General features: G+C 40.3%; 20 protein-coding genes. 15 read left to right on the forward strand and 5 right to left on the reverse strand.

Features of this window, described 5'->3' with window-relative positions; all coding sequences use genetic code 11:
• Positions 1-2: 2 nt before the first annotated feature.
• From PSR9079_RS08500 to PSR9079_RS08510, 3 genes are all read right to left on the reverse strand, one after another.
• Positions 3-920 carry a hypothetical protein gene (locus PSR9079_RS08500; RefSeq protein WP_149981130.1) on the reverse strand — a complete coding sequence of 306 codons (918 nt, stop codon included), beginning with the start codon at positions 918-920 and terminating at the stop codon, positions 3-5.
• A gap of 118 nt (positions 921-1,038) precedes the next feature.
• Entirely contained in the window at positions 1,039-1,488 is a 450-nt protein-coding gene (locus PSR9079_RS08505; RefSeq protein WP_149981131.1) for a hypothetical protein, read from the reverse strand.
• 52 nt (positions 1,489-1,540) lie between these two features.
• Positions 1,541-1,807 (reverse strand): helix-turn-helix domain-containing protein, encoded by a 267-nt coding sequence (locus PSR9079_RS08510; protein WP_016707158.1) that lies wholly within the window; start codon positions 1,805-1,807, stop codon positions 1,541-1,543.
• Positions 1,808-2,008: 201 nt separating this feature from the next.
• On the opposite strand from PSR9079_RS08510, the gene PSR9079_RS08515 reads away from it, so the two are divergent.
• Together PSR9079_RS08515 and PSR9079_RS08520 are read left to right on the forward strand one after the other, a co-directional pair.
• Positions 2,009-2,683, forward strand: a complete 675-nt coding sequence (locus tag PSR9079_RS08515) for a LexA family transcriptional regulator (RefSeq protein WP_149981132.1) — start codon at positions 2,009-2,011, stop codon at positions 2,681-2,683.
• A gap of 33 nt (positions 2,684-2,716) precedes the next feature.
• Positions 2,717-3,382 carry a hypothetical protein gene (locus PSR9079_RS08520; protein ID WP_149981133.1) on the forward strand — a complete coding sequence of 222 codons (666 nt, stop codon included), beginning with the start codon at positions 2,717-2,719 and terminating at the stop codon, positions 3,380-3,382.
• A gap of 52 nt (positions 3,383-3,434) precedes the next feature.
• On the opposite strand, the gene PSR9079_RS23905 is transcribed toward PSR9079_RS08520, so the two are convergent.
• The gene (locus tag PSR9079_RS23905; RefSeq protein ID WP_246175513.1) at positions 3,435-4,427 is read right to left on the reverse strand and encodes a hypothetical protein; all 993 of its coding nucleotides are present in this window, start codon (positions 4,425-4,427) and stop codon (positions 3,435-3,437) included.
• Positions 4,428-4,572: 145 nt separating this feature from the next.
• On the opposite strand from PSR9079_RS23905, the gene PSR9079_RS08530 reads away from it, so the two are divergent.
• Complete coding sequence (locus tag PSR9079_RS08530; RefSeq protein WP_149981134.1) at positions 4,573-5,082, forward strand: hypothetical protein; 510 nt, start codon at positions 4,573-4,575, stop codon at positions 5,080-5,082.
• Positions 5,083-5,118: 36 nt separating this feature from the next.
• Here PSR9079_RS08530 and PSR9079_RS08535 read toward each other — a convergent pair whose 3' ends face one another.
• Entirely contained in the window at positions 5,119-5,595 is a 477-nt protein-coding gene (locus tag PSR9079_RS08535) for a hypothetical protein (protein ID WP_149981135.1), read from the reverse strand.
• 247 nt (positions 5,596-5,842) lie between these two features.
• Here PSR9079_RS08535 and PSR9079_RS08540 point away from each other — a divergent pair, with 247 nt between their 5' ends.
• The 12 genes from PSR9079_RS08540 to PSR9079_RS08595 all read left to right on the forward strand — a co-directional run bounded on the left by PSR9079_RS08540 (position 5,843) and on the right by PSR9079_RS08595 (position 13,801).
• A complete protein-coding gene (locus tag PSR9079_RS08540; RefSeq protein ID WP_149981136.1) occupies positions 5,843-6,058 on the forward strand; it encodes a hypothetical protein in 216 nt (71 codons plus the stop codon).
• A gap of 463 nt (positions 6,059-6,521) precedes the next feature.
• A complete protein-coding gene (locus tag PSR9079_RS08545; protein ID WP_149981137.1) occupies positions 6,522-7,448 on the forward strand; it encodes a DUF4747 family protein in 927 nt (308 codons plus the stop codon).
• Complete coding sequence (locus tag PSR9079_RS08550) at positions 7,405-7,935, forward strand: hypothetical protein (protein ID WP_149981138.1); 531 nt, start codon at positions 7,405-7,407, stop codon at positions 7,933-7,935. The genes PSR9079_RS08545 and PSR9079_RS08550 overlap by 44 nt, the downstream gene beginning before the upstream one ends.
• Before the next feature lie 410 nt (positions 7,936-8,345).
• The gene (locus PSR9079_RS08555) at positions 8,346-9,515 is read left to right on the forward strand and encodes a hypothetical protein (protein WP_149981139.1); all 1,170 of its coding nucleotides are present in this window, start codon (positions 8,346-8,348) and stop codon (positions 9,513-9,515) included.
• Positions 9,516-9,519: 4 nt separating this feature from the next.
• A complete protein-coding gene (locus tag PSR9079_RS08560) occupies positions 9,520-9,915 on the forward strand; it encodes a DUF2190 family protein (RefSeq protein ID WP_149981140.1) in 396 nt (131 codons plus the stop codon).
• 41 nt (positions 9,916-9,956) lie between these two features.
• Entirely contained in the window at positions 9,957-10,895 is a 939-nt protein-coding gene (locus PSR9079_RS08565; protein ID WP_149981141.1) for a capsid protein, read from the forward strand.
• 86 nt (positions 10,896-10,981) lie between these two features.
• Positions 10,982-11,449, forward strand: a complete 468-nt coding sequence (locus PSR9079_RS08570; protein WP_149981142.1) for a DUF1320 family protein — start codon at positions 10,982-10,984, stop codon at positions 11,447-11,449.
• Positions 11,449-11,871: a phage virion morphogenesis protein gene (locus PSR9079_RS08575; RefSeq protein ID WP_149981143.1), complete on the forward strand. Its 423-nt coding sequence runs from the start codon at positions 11,449-11,451 to the stop codon at positions 11,869-11,871. The genes PSR9079_RS08570 and PSR9079_RS08575 overlap by 1 nt, the downstream gene beginning before the upstream one ends.
• Positions 11,872-11,882: 11 nt before the next feature.
• A complete protein-coding gene (locus tag PSR9079_RS08580; protein ID WP_149981144.1) occupies positions 11,883-12,326 on the forward strand; it encodes a phage tail terminator protein in 444 nt (147 codons plus the stop codon).
• Positions 12,323-12,526 (forward strand): hypothetical protein, encoded by a 204-nt coding sequence (locus PSR9079_RS08585; RefSeq protein WP_149981145.1) that lies wholly within the window; start codon positions 12,323-12,325, stop codon positions 12,524-12,526. Before PSR9079_RS08580 ends, PSR9079_RS08585 begins: the two co-directional genes overlap by 4 nt.
• Positions 12,523-13,422, forward strand: a complete 900-nt coding sequence (locus tag PSR9079_RS08590) for a hypothetical protein (RefSeq protein WP_149981146.1) — start codon at positions 12,523-12,525, stop codon at positions 13,420-13,422. Before PSR9079_RS08585 ends, PSR9079_RS08590 begins: the two co-directional genes overlap by 4 nt.
• A gap of 52 nt (positions 13,423-13,474) precedes the next feature.
• Positions 13,475-13,801, forward strand: a complete 327-nt coding sequence (locus PSR9079_RS08595; RefSeq protein WP_149981147.1) for a hypothetical protein — start codon at positions 13,475-13,477, stop codon at positions 13,799-13,801.
• Positions 13,802-13,813 lie beyond the last annotated feature (12 nt).

A 13,813-nucleotide genomic window follows, 5' to 3' on the forward strand; every position in this document is an offset into this window, starting at 1 on the left:
TCCTACTTTTTATTAGAATTAGTGCTAAAACGGTCGTTAAACATGGCAAGCATGTATTCACGGTTTGCTTGGGCGTCTTGCCATTCGTCTTCGGCAAATTGCGGTATGCACTCAGCGCCGGCTAAATGCTCAGGGCCAAACTCCCCGCTTAAACGGTTTAACATGTGGGTTATGCGCTGCTGTATGCCTAGCCATAAATGCCAAGTGGTTTGCGCTGCACCAATACGGTGGTTTAGGTCAAGGTCGCGTGTGTTGCATAGCTGCTCTGCCATGGCTATAAACTCTTCGAGCGACTCGTTAACAACGGCACTGTGCGCAAACGCATCACGGCGAATCTGTGCAACCAACATCGGCAGCTCGTACATTTGCTTAGGGGCTTTGGTTAAGCGCTCGGTCTCTAGGGCGTTTATAAGCGTGGCTGTTTGCTCTTCAAGCTCGGTATGCTTGTCTTTTAGCTTGCGAATTTCCTTGCGGAACTCACGCACTGATAAATCATTAAGCGTGTCTAGGTCGTCGTCATCTAACGATTCAACGGTTTCAACCGGTAAACGTGCCATTTCAATCAGCTTGCTTTTGTTCATGTTCAAAAGCGCAGACGTCTGCGTTTTTGAATCAGGCAATGCTAAAAACATTTTTGCTACTGCTATCGAATTTTGTGTATTACGAACAGGAATACCGAACTCTTTTAGTTTTTGCTCGAATTCGCCGTGGCCTAAGTGCATTTTGATCGACATATACAACAGCCCGCGCTTTGCGGTATCAACCAGCGCTTGTTCTTCCATACGCACAACCAGTTGCCATGCTTCGTCAACTGAATCTGGCATTACGAGCTGTATGTGCCCTGCCATCTTCTCGATTTTGGCGCTTAACTGCTGTTGCTCTTCGGCAGAGAATGTTTGATCCGTTAACTCAGTGCTCATAATGGCCTCCGGCTGCGTTTATGCGGCTGGCTTTACAAAATGCAGACGGTTTTTGGTCTTTGATTGTCATTGTTTTTAGCCTTATATGGGTTTTATATCGGGTGGTGAAATGGTGCTTTCAGTCTTGATTGTCGTTAGTTAATAACGACTCTGTTATGTAGCGCTGCATGGCTGTTCGCTCTTCAATCTCCATTTGCAGTTCTGCGTGCTGTTGCAGTAGCTGTGAGCGCTGATCGACCGCTTTAAACAAAATGGGTTTAAGCAATATATTGGCTGGCTCTGTTGAACGCACTGCGTAACACAAGGCAGGCAAATAATGCATTGGCATATAGTTAGTTTGACTTGGGGCAAGCCATTTATTGAGTTTGGCTTGGTCTACATCGTTGTTTTGAGCGCGTAGTGCATCGTTCATGCGGTCAGCTATTACTGGGCGACTAAAGCCTGAACGCTTCATGGCTGAACATACGCTGTGAATAAACAAGTGGTATATATCGCAATCAGGCGCTACATCGGCATCTAGAATGCTTTTAGTGAGTTGTTTTTGCTGTGCCATTGTTAAATTTTCCATGGTAAAAATCTCTTGCAAAATTACATTGATTTAATACGCGTGATTGCCGATGCTATTGCTCACTGGCTAGTAACTCGCGTAACGCTTGTACTTTTTTAGCGCGACAATCTTTGTTTTTAATGTAGGCAGGTACATCGGGGAAAATAACGTCTACCGGTTTACCGATAATCTTGGCAATGGCAGCAGCCACTTTGTATGAGGTGGTATGTTGATAAACAACACTACTAACATGCGATAGGTTTAAACCCAGCGCAGTAGCAACAATTGACAGTGAATAGCCTTTTTCTTCAAGGGCTTGTTTAATTTGCTCTGGTTTCATTGTAAAGTACCTTTTGGTTTACATTCTCTTTTCAGTTCTTTGGCGAGATTTAAAGAGAATGTTTTTGTTAATGTGTGGTGAGTATAGTTTCAATATGTTGAAACTGTCAACGTCAAGGTTTCAATATTTGGCATTATTGTATTCAATATATTGTACATTATTGAAGTTTCTAGTAATTTTAATGGTTAAAAGTTTCAATAAATGACAACTTTCTTGCGGGAAGAGCGTAACAGGTTAGAGCTAACACAAGCAGATGCTTCTAAAGCAATTGGTGTAGGTAAAACGACTTTCCTTCGTTGGGAAGCTGGATATCCAATCCCTTCTGACAAATTAATTGCCTTATCCGATATTGGCTTTGATATTAATTACGTACTCAAAGGCTGTAAAAGAGATACTTTACCAGCCGCATCAACACCAGGCACAGCCCTGCAAACCAGCCATGCTGATTTAACGGCGGTGCCGCAATATGATTTATCAGCCAGTGCTGGTGGTGGCGCATTAGTGGTAGCTGAGCACCCTATTGCTCGTTTTGAACTTTCAAAGCGTTGGTTAGAACAACACAACTTACATAATAAGAAGTTAACAGTTGTTCCCGTTCGCGGTGATAGTATGGAAAACACACTTCACGATGGTGATTTAACGCTTGTTTCGTTGATAGATGATTTATCAGAAGCACGTGAAGGTGTTTGTGTTCTGCGCTTTGATGATGAGATTTTTGTAAAACGTATTCAGTACGATTTTAAAAGTAAGGGTTATAAAGTCACTAGTGACAACAACGCTTACTCTGGTTTTTTTGTTGAGGCTGAAGATATTGAATCTGGCAGGTTCACAGTGCTTGGCCGTGTAGAGCGAGTGCTGCAAAGGACAAAGGTTTAAATAGTAACGTACAAATTTTAATGGATTATATTTATGCGAGTCTGGTTAGAAAAAAATAAAATATACTTTGATACTTTTGCACCTATATCATTAAGCATTGCAGCTCTTTTTGTAGCTATTGCATCCTACAAATTAGCTGATCAGCAGCTAAAGCTATCTTCTTTGAATGCTAAACCTAACTTCTATTTAAAGGAAATCTCTTTATATGATCCAGTCGCAAAGCATGCGAATGAGACTGAGCTGAGAATATACAATTCAGGAGAAGAAATTAGTAATTTTAATAAAAATGTAAATTCAATAATTATAGTTGAACAGTATAAAGAAACAGAAAAGATTGTCTCTTATATACCAATAATTGGATACTATGATGTTAGTTTTAATTCTTCAGATCCAACTGGTGAATTATCGATTGTTAAAGGTCATAACAATAATGCTAAGTTTTTTGATGTTTATGTTGAATTCCAAAATTCTAAATTTAATGACAAGTATGGTTTTGTTTTCATATCTCTAAAACATTCAACTCAAATTACTTACACAAATAAACTTGGAGAAGATGGCGAGTCATTCTTTATAGACACTTCTCCTGTTAGCTCTGTTGAATACCAAAAGTTTATGAGTAACTACAATGCCAGTGATCATATTAGGTTATATGATTTATCTTTAAGCGATATTGAAAATGTACTGCAAAGTAAAATATGATCTCTACAAATGGAACTGATTGGAACTCGCTTAAACACCAACAGATTGAAAACTACAGTTCGCTATTACTTTTTATCTGTCCGTACTTTATATAGCATTCACCTTTAAAGTCATCATATAAGTATTTGTTATCTTGAAATTTTTCAATTTGGCTTTGATCTATCCAAAAATTTATAATACTGATCAGATGAGATTGCCTCTCAAAAGAGAAGAAGTTGTGGTATTTCAAATAACCTTTATCTAACAAACTTCGTTGCAATGCAAAAATATCAACTATCATTTCAAAAACAGTTGCTAACGGGAATTTAAAAATAGAATAATGTTTTATACCTATCGCATCACAGATAGCTTTCAAAACGTCTTCAAAAATTAATAAAAGCACGATAATTTTTACTTTGTATGGATTGATTTGTGAACAAACTGCAGTGACAATTTTCTGGTCTTTATCATTAATAATGTGCTTAACTAATTCATATTTCATTTCATTCATATTTAGCCCCCTTGCAATGGTAAATACTTCTTTTTCAAAATTAATAAAAAAGGCAAATATGTATTCAACACGATTTTCGTCAACTTTATTATGAACATCATCTTTTGACTTAGGTTTAAGGTAGAAGCGGCAATATATAGATGTCGCATCATTTGCCCTGATTAATTTGAACCCACCATTGTAAATCGCTGCTTCAAATTTTTCTTTAAAAAGTACAAGTTCTTTGTGGTAGAGATCTAATTTATGCTCAAATTCTTGCCTTTCCAAATTCCTTTTTTGATACTCTAAGTTTTCCTGAAATTGAATCGCTCTGAAATTCGCTGTTGCAAGTGTTGCTAGTGGGATTGAAGATCCAAGAATCCATAAAGGAACTGACATAAAGGTTAGGAATATGTCTAACGAATTTTTGTTAGGCCACTCAGGTATTAACCTATCATTTATCCAAATAAAACACATAAGGATCAAAGAAATTGATACTGGGATAGCAATTGCTAGCCAGAAATATTTGTAGGTGAAAACACTAGGGATGTTTTCTTTTTGATTAAGGGTAGTCATAACTGGTCTCTCCTTGAGAATTAAAGAGAAAGTATCAGAAAGCAATTGAATGTAAAGTGCGTTAATTAATTAATTATTTTTAAACTTTACAAGTGTAATTATGCAGACTAGATTTACATGAAATTAACACTTGTAAGGATACACGATGAAAATCATCTTTATCATTATTGCTATATCTGTACTTAGTGGATGCAGCACATATTTCAAAAAATCATATATATCTATTTCTGACAAGGAGGATAAAACGGTTGGTACGCTATTTGTTTGGGAGCCTGATACCAGTGCAGCTGTTATTTTAAACGATCCTGATGGAACGATTAGAGCGTGCATGCAAACTGCTTTGGCAATTAAAACAACAGATGCGGAAGGTGACGCAACTATATCAGAAGCGATATTAAATTTGTCTAAAACAGCAGCTAAAGTGAGTGAAAGTCAAGGTGATGATAGAGCTAAGTCACAAGCTTTAGCTGAAATATCAGGCTCTATAAATCAAACAGCTAATTTATTGACTACAACAACAGAGAGAACTTCGTTCCTAAATATGGGTATGTTTTATATCTGCCAATTATCTGCCAATAAGACAATAAGCGAATCTACTACGTCAAAATTAGTGTCAGAATTGATAACTAAAACAGTGAAAATTACTGAAAAATGATGTTAAAGCCCCTAGTTAGGGGCTTTTTCTTAAAGATTAAAGCAGGCTTAAAGTACTCTTTGCAATAGCTTGTACGATAGTATGATCACACTCATATTCTAAAGCTGCTTCAACAAGTATTGGTCTTAGCGACTTACGCACAGAAAGTGACCTTTCTCCTGTTAACTCATTGAACGCTATGGTCTCATCTATTACTGATTCCACTAAGTTGTTTAAATGAGTTACTTCTTTTTTGATGGTTTTATATGAATTAGCTAGATTTGATTCATTTTGGTGACTTATTGTGAATGTCTGTTTTATTCCAAATATGTCATCTAGTGAAATACTTTTTGCTACACACGCCTTTACAATACCTTCGTATGGTAATGAGCTACGTTTCATAGCATTTATGAATGCAGACTGTGATAAACCCATAGCAAGGGAAAGTGCCCTGGTACTACTAACATCAAACTCTTTTTTAAGCTTTTGAGTGGTAAGTTCAATATCAATTTTTTTAAAAGTATCAATAGTCATATTGGTTAAGAATACAAAAAATAGAATTGGAGGGATAAACCAATTAATAGCATTTTTGGGAAGTATAAGTATTTAAAGTAAGTTTTCATGTGTTTCCTTTTTGTTTTGATCCTGTTGGTTAAATTAACTACCCCGTTTTTATATGTAAAGGTTTTTCCGACAGTGGTTTTTACCGCGGTTGGTTATTGTAGATGCTCACTGATTGTATTTAATTTACGTGTTTATTTTAACTGATTGGAGAATGATGATGAGTAAGCTACATAGTATGACAGTTGATGAGTCGCTTGTTATTAGCCAGCGGGTTGTAGAGCTGGTTAAAAAAGAATGCAAGCAAATGGGCATTTACTACAGTAACCGCCCATTGCTTATTGCGGCTTACGCTGCGGGAGCTGGCGCTCTAAGTGAGCATGACTTACTTACCATTGACCTTGGTTTCGACATGGGCAAAGATAGCGTCAAATAGCTCAAGCGGTCTCGCATCTGAATATGTCATTTCTGGGGTTTGCAGTTCATTTGCTAGTTGTGACAGTAACGATTTATCAACCATTGTTGTAAATAGTTGGACGGACAATTTAGCAATCTCTATTTTTTGGTTATCCATAGTTTATCCTTTTTTATGTTGGGTTAAGCCCTCGCTGTATTTAAATGCAGCGGGGGCTTATTTTTTAGCACAGCTTTTGTAAAAAGGCTAAAAACCCATTAACGCCTGTAAGCGATTTTAAGCGCCCTATTGATTTTTGTGGCTATGATGGCTTAACTCAAAACCGTTTAAACACGCTCAGTTAAATTTAAACAGGGTTTAAACATGGTTTAACTTGGATTTAAAGTTATGGTTTAGTGTTTTGGCTCAAAGAGGATTTTAAACCGTCTGCTTTGTGTGTATTATTCAAAAAAACAAATAATAATACATATAGGGAAATACAAGAATGGTTAAAGAATATCTCATTTTACGCTACTCACTAGTGGAAGAAGCGCAAAAAGCGCTTAATGTAAAAGCGATCCCACCAGTTAAAGGTCACGCAATAATACCAGCGATCAAGAATGATAGAGAATTTAAGTCAGCTGGCGCTCTTTATAGCGTTCTTGGATTTAAAGGGCTCGTTCCGTCTTTTGGGTATGATTTTCCAAAAGAGCGGTTTTTCTGCGGAAAAATAGCAAAACTTAAGAAACAACAAACTGGCGAGAAGGTTCCTGGTGACATCGTTGAAGTGGTGCATGATAATTGGATTCCATTATCTGTAGTAATCGATATCGAAACTCAACACATATTTGTTAGGAAAGATTGGAGATATGGCGATCCTGAACATATAGCCAGGTCATTGCAGTCAGCTTTTACAGATCCAATACTTGCTACATACAATCATCGCATTTTTATTGAAGGTAAATCTGAATCAGCTAAGTTTTGGAATATTGTAGGCTCAAAAAGTAAAATATATAGACTAGAATTTAAGTTAATATCTCCAAACATATTAGATACAAACCAAAAAGCAAGGGATGCTGTAGAAGCATTAAAAGATATATTTGGGCAAGATGAAATTGACATTACTTTGAAAAATGACTCTGGAGATTTGAAAGTACCCGAAGCACCAGTGTCAAACTACCTAGAGTATATTGCAGAAGGCGAAGGAAGCTGGAGTGTTGTTACAGAAGGTGAAAGGGGCGGAAAAAAGGCGCATAGTAGTAACGAGAATATTGATACAGTAAGCCTGCCATCTATTGAAAATGAGAGTGAAACAGATGACTCTCAAATGGAGTTAGGTGAAAAAGCTGATTCTGTGCATACCTTAAATTATAAAGAGTCAAATTTAGGTGCTGAAGTTTATGCGACAATTAAACATATGGGTAAAAGTTAAAAAGCCATTATTAATTGGTTTATATATTTTGGTGTCTTTAATTCTATGTTTCGCTGTTTTACACATAACTAACGGGGCTGCAAAAAAGTTATTTGATACGGTATTGGCCGTTTTCCCTTTTTTTGTTACTGCTGCAAGCGCACTAACATGGGCGTTGTTTAACTACATTGAGGGTGTGTTAAAAGATGTTAGTGAGCTAAAGGCTGCTCAAAAAAAGATAGATAAGGCTATAAATTTACTAACTGATTTAAAAAATGAAGTCATTAGCAATGCTGCTTTTATCATTTTATTATTGATTTTAGATGCTGTGTTTAATGGCATTTCTAGTTTGTATGGGGGGGATTCAACCCTTGCGCAGTGGCTATTTTTGTCTGTGAGGGGAGCTATTATCTCCTTAGCAATTTATGCAGCACATGATCAGTTTCAAGGTTTTAAAACAGCACAACAATTTAGATTAGTGATCAATCAGGGTAAGAATAAAAAGTAGTAGTAACATTAACTTGTACAGCTATAAAAGTAATAGATAAAACCCGCACTTAGCGGGTTTTTTTTACTTCTTTTTTATGTGCGCATTTATTTGAGCAGTAAAACTCGCCGTTTAGTTTAATGGGTGTGTACAGTGGGCTGTTGCACGATTTGCAGAGTGAGAACGCCTGGGCGTGGGCGTCAATTTCGCAGTTTGAGCATTGGCCGTCGAGAAACGTTATTTCATTTTGAGTGAGTGGTTTTGTACATGATGTGCAGCGAGCCATAAAATATTCCTTGCAGTGTTTTAAATACCCGCTTAGCCTATATAGGTTACCCCATTCTTAACGCTGTAAAGTCTTTTCCAGCGGTTCAATAATCACTCCCCCCCTACACTGGGTGCCACTTAGTTAGTTTATTGGCACTTGGAACATGGCAGACAAAACAAACAAAAACACCCAATTTGATTGGTTTGAAGTTTTTAAAGCAGGCACACAAACCGACTCTAAAGGCGTTACTCATTCGTTTAGCGACGCTGATTTAAACAGCGTTGTAGCCAACTTTAAACCTAAAACCGCGCCGTTGGTTATTGGCCATCCTAAAATGCATGACGCTGCGTGGGGTTGGGCCAGTGAATTAAAAGCCGTTGGTGGCTCGTTGTTTGCCAAAGCTGAAGACGTTTGTGCTGAGTTTGCACAGGCCGTTGAAAGCAAGCGCTACCCTAACCGCTCTGTACGTTTAGAAAAAACTGATAACGGCTATAAGCTGGCACACATTGGCTATTTGGGCGGCAAGCCCCCTGCTGTTGAAGGCCTAGCCTGGCAGTTTAACCAAAGTGATGACGCCGACACTTTAACTTTAGAATTTGCTGCAGGTGATATTGACAACATATCGCTGCATACATCAAACGCCCTTACCCGCCTTATGAGCAACTTACGCAGCTTTTTAACTGACCGTTTTGGCAGTGAAGCGGCTGACAAAGTTGTGCCACATTACGAAGGTGAATGGTTAAAAGAAGAAACCATTATTGCTGAGCACGAACGTGCTAAAGCCAATGCGGGTGAAGGTGCCGAATTTAGTAAAGGTGATGATGCTATTAATACTGATGTAAATAGCAACGCCACCCCACCCACCCATGAGGACAATGCAATGGATGAAAAAGAAAGAAAGGCGCTGCAAGACCAAATTGATGCGGCCAACGCTAAAAATGCAAAGCTTGAATACGCGCAACGTGTTGCAGCGGCTAGCACCTTTATTAACACCGAAGTAAATGGCGGTAAGGCCCCACGTTTAACCAATACCGATGGCATGGCTGAGTTTATGGCCAAGCTGGATGACGGCGACACCACTTTTGAGTTTGCTGCCGCTGACGGTAAAAGCCAAGAGCTTAAACCCGCTGCGTGGTTTGAAGGCTTTTTAAAAGGCTTACCTGAGCAAACAGGGTTAACCCACGAGTTTAGTAAAGACGATAAAGACGGCGAAGTAACTGACGACAGTGCAGAAGCGCTGGCAGCTAAGGCGCTTGAATTTCAACAATCACAATCTAGCAAGGGCATTGAAATTAGCATTACTGCCGCGCTAGATCACATCAAAAAGGCTTAAAACCATGGCACAACCAGGATTTATTAGAAACTTTAGCGCGGTTGCTGTTATTGCTGCCAACCGATTAGTGGCGGTGTCTGCACTTGAAGATTTTCAGGTTGAACCGGCTGTTGACGCAAGCGCCGTGTTTGTTGGTGTTACAGAGCAAGGCACTGACAACCATTTACGTGTTGATGTGGTAATGACCCAATCTGCCCCTGTTGAATTTGGTGGTGATATTGCTGCAGGTGATTTGATTGTTGCTGACACTGAAGGTAAAGCTATCGCCCTTGATTTAGCCGACTACGTGGGTGAAACCAAAATACACGTTGCAGGCTGGGCAATGGAAGAAGGCGACGCTGGCACCATTGGCGACATATTTTTAGCCCCGCAGTTAATTGCGACTATTCCGAGTGCTTAATGCGCTTGGGTTAACTTAAATTTTTAAAGTGAGGATTTGCCATGAGTAATGGTATGCCATTTACCCCTGACGTTGAGCAAACGGCCATAGCCATTGCTTATACAAATAAAAAGCTAATTGCTGATAATTTAGCGCCGTATTCATCTGTTGGTAAACGATCGTTTGAATGGACTGAATACAACAAAGGCGACAAATTTACGCTGCCAGATACCAAAATTGGCCGTAAGTCTAGCCCGAATCAAGTTGAGTTTGGTGTAACGGAAAAAGAAAGCTCTGTTGTTGATTATGGTTTATCTGATGTTATTCCAAATGATGACCAGGCTAATGCACCAGCAAACTACAACCCGCGTACGCATGCCGCTGAGAGCATTGCCGACTTAGTTTTACTTGGTCGTGAAGTGCGTGTTGCTGAGCTGTATAACACTGCGGCTAACTTTGGTAAGTCTGAAAGCTTATCGGCGCAAGGATTTAAGTTTTTAGATGACCCTACGCTTGATATTTTGCCGTTCTTTTTAGAAATGCTAGACGAGCCATTAATGCGCCCTAACGCGATGACTATGTCTCAAACAGTGTCTACCAAGTTACGTACCCACCCTAATATTGTTAAAGCGTATAACGGCACCAGTGGCGACAAGGGCTTAGTACCTTGGAGCTGGATTAAAGAGCAGCTCGAAATTGACCATATCAACGTTGGCCAAGCTCGTTTGAATACAGCGAAAAAAGGCAAAGACTTAGTGCTTAAACGTGCCTTTGCTGACAACTTATCGTTTACGTATCACGACCCATTGGCGTCATTTCAAAACAAACGTATGACATTTGCTTTAACCGCACGCTATGGCTCGCGTGTGTCGTCAAACCGTGATGTAGCCGCTGGCTTAAATGGCGGTGTAGAAGTGATGGTAGGTGAAGCAGTTAAAGAAATTGTGTTAGCGAAAGACTGCGGTATTTTGCTGACCAACGTGCTGACGCCAGCCGGTTAATTAATCATTGTTGTTCCCTGTGTAAAGGCCCCGCGTTTAACCAATATCGACTTGCTCGGGGCTTTTTTTTACTAACTGAGGTGTGCATGTTTACTACAGAACAAGCAGTTATAGACAAAATAGGCATTAATACGCTGTTGCAATTTGCGTCGAATAAATTTAATGAGCCAGGCACTCGCGTGACGCGTGATGATGTTGAAGCCGCCCTTTTAAGTGAGACGTACAGCGAGTTGCAAGAGCAAATTAATGCCTGGTATGCGCAAGCACAAAAAAATGTAAATGCTGTTATAGCGGGCTACGTAGCACGATTTGCGTTAAACCCAGATGATATTAATAAATCAGTATTGCCAGGCATTGCTAACGATTTAATGCACTGTGAGCTTGCCCCTAACATTGCTGACGAAAACCTTAAAGCCCTTAAAAGCCACGCCATGGCGATGCTTGATAAGGTTAGTAAAGGTGTGATCCAAATTAAGGAAGACGCGCCTGCAGGCGTAAGAACTGGGATGCGAACCAAACCTGCAGGCTCTCAATTTAATTGGGAACGCTATTAATGGCGGGTGTATTTATACATATAAGCGGGAATGCCCTACCGCGCTTAGCCCAAATTGCAAACACAAGCGTTGCCCCAGCTGATGTATTGGACGACATTGGTGCATTTTTAGACATGGACGTCACCACCCGCTTTTTACGCGAAGTAACCCCCGAAGGCCGCAAGTGGGAGCAGTCGCAAGCGGCAAAAGACCGTGGCGGTTTAACGCTGACTGATGACCGTAACCTTGCAGGCTCTGTTACGCACAACGTAAACGGCAATACGCTTGAGCATGGCTTAGGTGAAAAGTACGCAGCCATACACCACTTTGGTGGTGAAACTGGCCGCAATAAAAGCGTGACGTTACCTGCACGGCCAATACTGGGTATAGCTGCTGTGCAAGAAAACGAGATCAACGACATCATCACTGATTGGTTAATTTAAAGAGCATTTAAATGGCATTTAACTTTGATTTAAACAACATAGAAGCCTTATTAAACAACACTGTTTTTGATGCATCAGTGGGATTTGCGAGCGATTTTAACCATGTACGCGAGCATGCTGTACACAGCGCTCAGCTGTTTGTATTACCACTGGCTGATGACAACACCAACACCAATGAAGTACACGGCCGTGATGAATACCAGGTTAAAGACGTGTTTGCTGTGATGATTGTGATCCCCTGCGCTGCAGGTAATGCCCACAGTGATGCACAAGTAAAGCAATTGCGCAGTGATGTAAAAGCCGCTATTGCGGGATGCCAATACCCTGGGTGGGACCCAATAAAGCTTGATAAGGGCCGTACCATTGAGCTTAACAAAAAAACCAACAACCTAATTTATCAGTGCCAGTTTAGTGTAACTGGCCTACATACTGTAACTGTTAAGGTGATGCCATGAGCAAACAAACCGAGCCGCAATCAAGTAAACCCGCTGAGGAAACAGGCGTTGTGATCACAACCCCTAAAAAGTCCCGCGCTATGACGATTGCCCAAAACGTTAACCAGGTACTGGCAAGTGCTAAAGGTAACAGAGATGAAATAGCCGGCGCTTTTAATTTAAAAAACGGTGAGCTAATTAAAGTGGAGACTAACGCATGAGCAGTTGGCGATTTAAAGACAAACTCATTTTAGCTGATGCCCTGGGCACAACCTTAACGGGCCTGCACGCTATTTATGCCAGTGACGTTGAACTGGCCCTTGAAAGCGAAAGCGAAAAAGACGAGCTAGAAACCAGTTACAGCGGTGCAAGCCTTGAGACGTTTTACGGTGAGCACATAAGCCTTAACTTTAAAACCCCGCTTGCCATGAGTGGCACGGTGGGTAATGAGCCTGCCTTTGCCCCGCTGTTATTAGCCTGTGGCATGGTGCAAGTGGCGGATGCCTCAAGCGTTACCTTTACCAAAGGCGCGGCTGTAGCGGTTACCTGCAAAGTACGCTTTGGTAAAAACACCCACAACATTAGCGAAATGAAAGGTAATGTGAGCTTTGCGCTTGAAAAAGGCAAACCGATGCTGAATTGGCAGTTTAAAGGCTTGTTTAGTGCGCCGGTTGCAAGTACTGCCGCCCCTGCTGTTGATTGGGATCGTTGGGTGCGCCCCGAAGTACTTGGCGTAAGTAATAGCAGTGACTTTAAGCTTAACGACGTTAAACGCACGCTGCACAAGCTTACTGTCGACTTAGGTAATAACGTGGTGTTTGACCGTGCCATTAATCATGAAGAAATAATGATAACCGGTCACGAAAGCAGCGCTAACTTTACGCTAACAGCTGAAGAACTGGCCACCTTTAACCCGTTTGCTGATGTGGGCAAAGTGCAAATGTTTGAATTTACCCACGGCACCGCCGCAGGTAAAAAAGTAACCATTATTGGCCGCTACCAAATGCCTTGGCCTAAATACACCAGCCTGGAATCTGAATTAACTGGTTATGAGTTTGACGGCAAGCTAGTGCCAAGCGGCGCGGGCTATGACGAACTGACGATAGTGTTTGAGTAAGTTAGTCACCCAGAAATAACGAATTACGACTGCTAAATTAGGAAAACAAACAATGAAATTAAAATTATTAAATGGGTTAAAAAGTGCCTTAATTAGTGCCCCACTCAATTTTGAGTTTGGTGGGGTTATTTTTAAATTTACTGCAAAAATTAAGCTAGTACCTGAAAGCGAGCTTAAAACACTTACTGAAAATCAAGGTGCTAATGACAACAAGATTGTGCGTGCATTATTAGTGGGTTGGGATGACTTTTTTGATGACGGTAAAGACGTACCCTTTGATATAAGCACACTTGAAGAAATGCTGGCGTACAGTGGCTTAGCGGCCCGATTAAGTGTTGAGTGCATTAACGCCCAGTACCGTATCACTGAAAAAAACTAGCCGATGTTGCTA

This window comes from Pseudoalteromonas rhizosphaerae (assembly GCF_902498845.1).
GTDB lineage: Bacteria > Pseudomonadota > Gammaproteobacteria > Enterobacterales > Alteromonadaceae > Pseudoalteromonas > Pseudoalteromonas rhizosphaerae.

What these genes read in the sequence shown, in the direction of transcription:
- PSR9079_RS08500 (WP_149981130.1), bottom strand. Translation starts at nt 920, where the DNA reads ATGAGCACTGAGTTAACGGATCAAACATTCTCTGCCGAAGAGCAACAG.
- PSR9079_RS08505 (WP_149981131.1), bottom strand. Translation starts at nt 1,488, where the DNA reads ATGGAAAATTTAACAATGGCACAGCAAAAACAACTCACTAAAAGCATT.
- PSR9079_RS08510 (WP_016707158.1), bottom strand. Translation starts at nt 1,807, where the DNA reads ATGAAACCAGAGCAAATTAAACAAGCCCTTGAAGAAAAAGGCTATTCA.
- PSR9079_RS08515 (WP_149981132.1), top strand. Translation starts at nt 2,009, where the DNA reads ATGACAACTTTCTTGCGGGAAGAGCGTAACAGGTTAGAGCTAACACAA.
- PSR9079_RS08520 (WP_149981133.1), top strand. Translation starts at nt 2,717, where the DNA reads ATGCGAGTCTGGTTAGAAAAAAATAAAATATACTTTGATACTTTTGCA.
- PSR9079_RS23905 (WP_246175513.1), bottom strand. Translation starts at nt 4,427, where the DNA reads ATGACTACCCTTAATCAAAAAGAAAACATCCCTAGTGTTTTCACCTAC.
- PSR9079_RS08530 (WP_149981134.1), top strand. Translation starts at nt 4,573, where the DNA reads ATGAAAATCATCTTTATCATTATTGCTATATCTGTACTTAGTGGATGC.
- PSR9079_RS08535 (WP_149981135.1), bottom strand. Translation starts at nt 5,595, where the DNA reads ATGACTATTGATACTTTTAAAAAAATTGATATTGAACTTACCACTCAA.
- PSR9079_RS08540 (WP_149981136.1), top strand. Translation starts at nt 5,843, where the DNA reads ATGAGTAAGCTACATAGTATGACAGTTGATGAGTCGCTTGTTATTAGC.
- PSR9079_RS08545 (WP_149981137.1), top strand. Translation starts at nt 6,522, where the DNA reads ATGGTTAAAGAATATCTCATTTTACGCTACTCACTAGTGGAAGAAGCG.
- PSR9079_RS08555 (WP_149981139.1), top strand. Translation starts at nt 8,346, where the DNA reads ATGGCAGACAAAACAAACAAAAACACCCAATTTGATTGGTTTGAAGTT.
- PSR9079_RS08560 (WP_149981140.1), top strand. Translation starts at nt 9,520, where the DNA reads ATGGCACAACCAGGATTTATTAGAAACTTTAGCGCGGTTGCTGTTATT.
- PSR9079_RS08565 (WP_149981141.1), top strand. Translation starts at nt 9,957, where the DNA reads ATGAGTAATGGTATGCCATTTACCCCTGACGTTGAGCAAACGGCCATA.
- PSR9079_RS08570 (WP_149981142.1), top strand. Translation starts at nt 10,982, where the DNA reads ATGTTTACTACAGAACAAGCAGTTATAGACAAAATAGGCATTAATACG.
- PSR9079_RS08575 (WP_149981143.1), top strand. Translation starts at nt 11,449, where the DNA reads ATGGCGGGTGTATTTATACATATAAGCGGGAATGCCCTACCGCGCTTA.
- PSR9079_RS08580 (WP_149981144.1), top strand. Translation starts at nt 11,883, where the DNA reads ATGGCATTTAACTTTGATTTAAACAACATAGAAGCCTTATTAAACAAC.
- PSR9079_RS08585 (WP_149981145.1), top strand. Translation starts at nt 12,323, where the DNA reads ATGAGCAAACAAACCGAGCCGCAATCAAGTAAACCCGCTGAGGAAACA.
- PSR9079_RS08590 (WP_149981146.1), top strand. Translation starts at nt 12,523, where the DNA reads ATGAGCAGTTGGCGATTTAAAGACAAACTCATTTTAGCTGATGCCCTG.
- PSR9079_RS08595 (WP_149981147.1), top strand. Translation starts at nt 13,475, where the DNA reads ATGAAATTAAAATTATTAAATGGGTTAAAAAGTGCCTTAATTAGTGCC.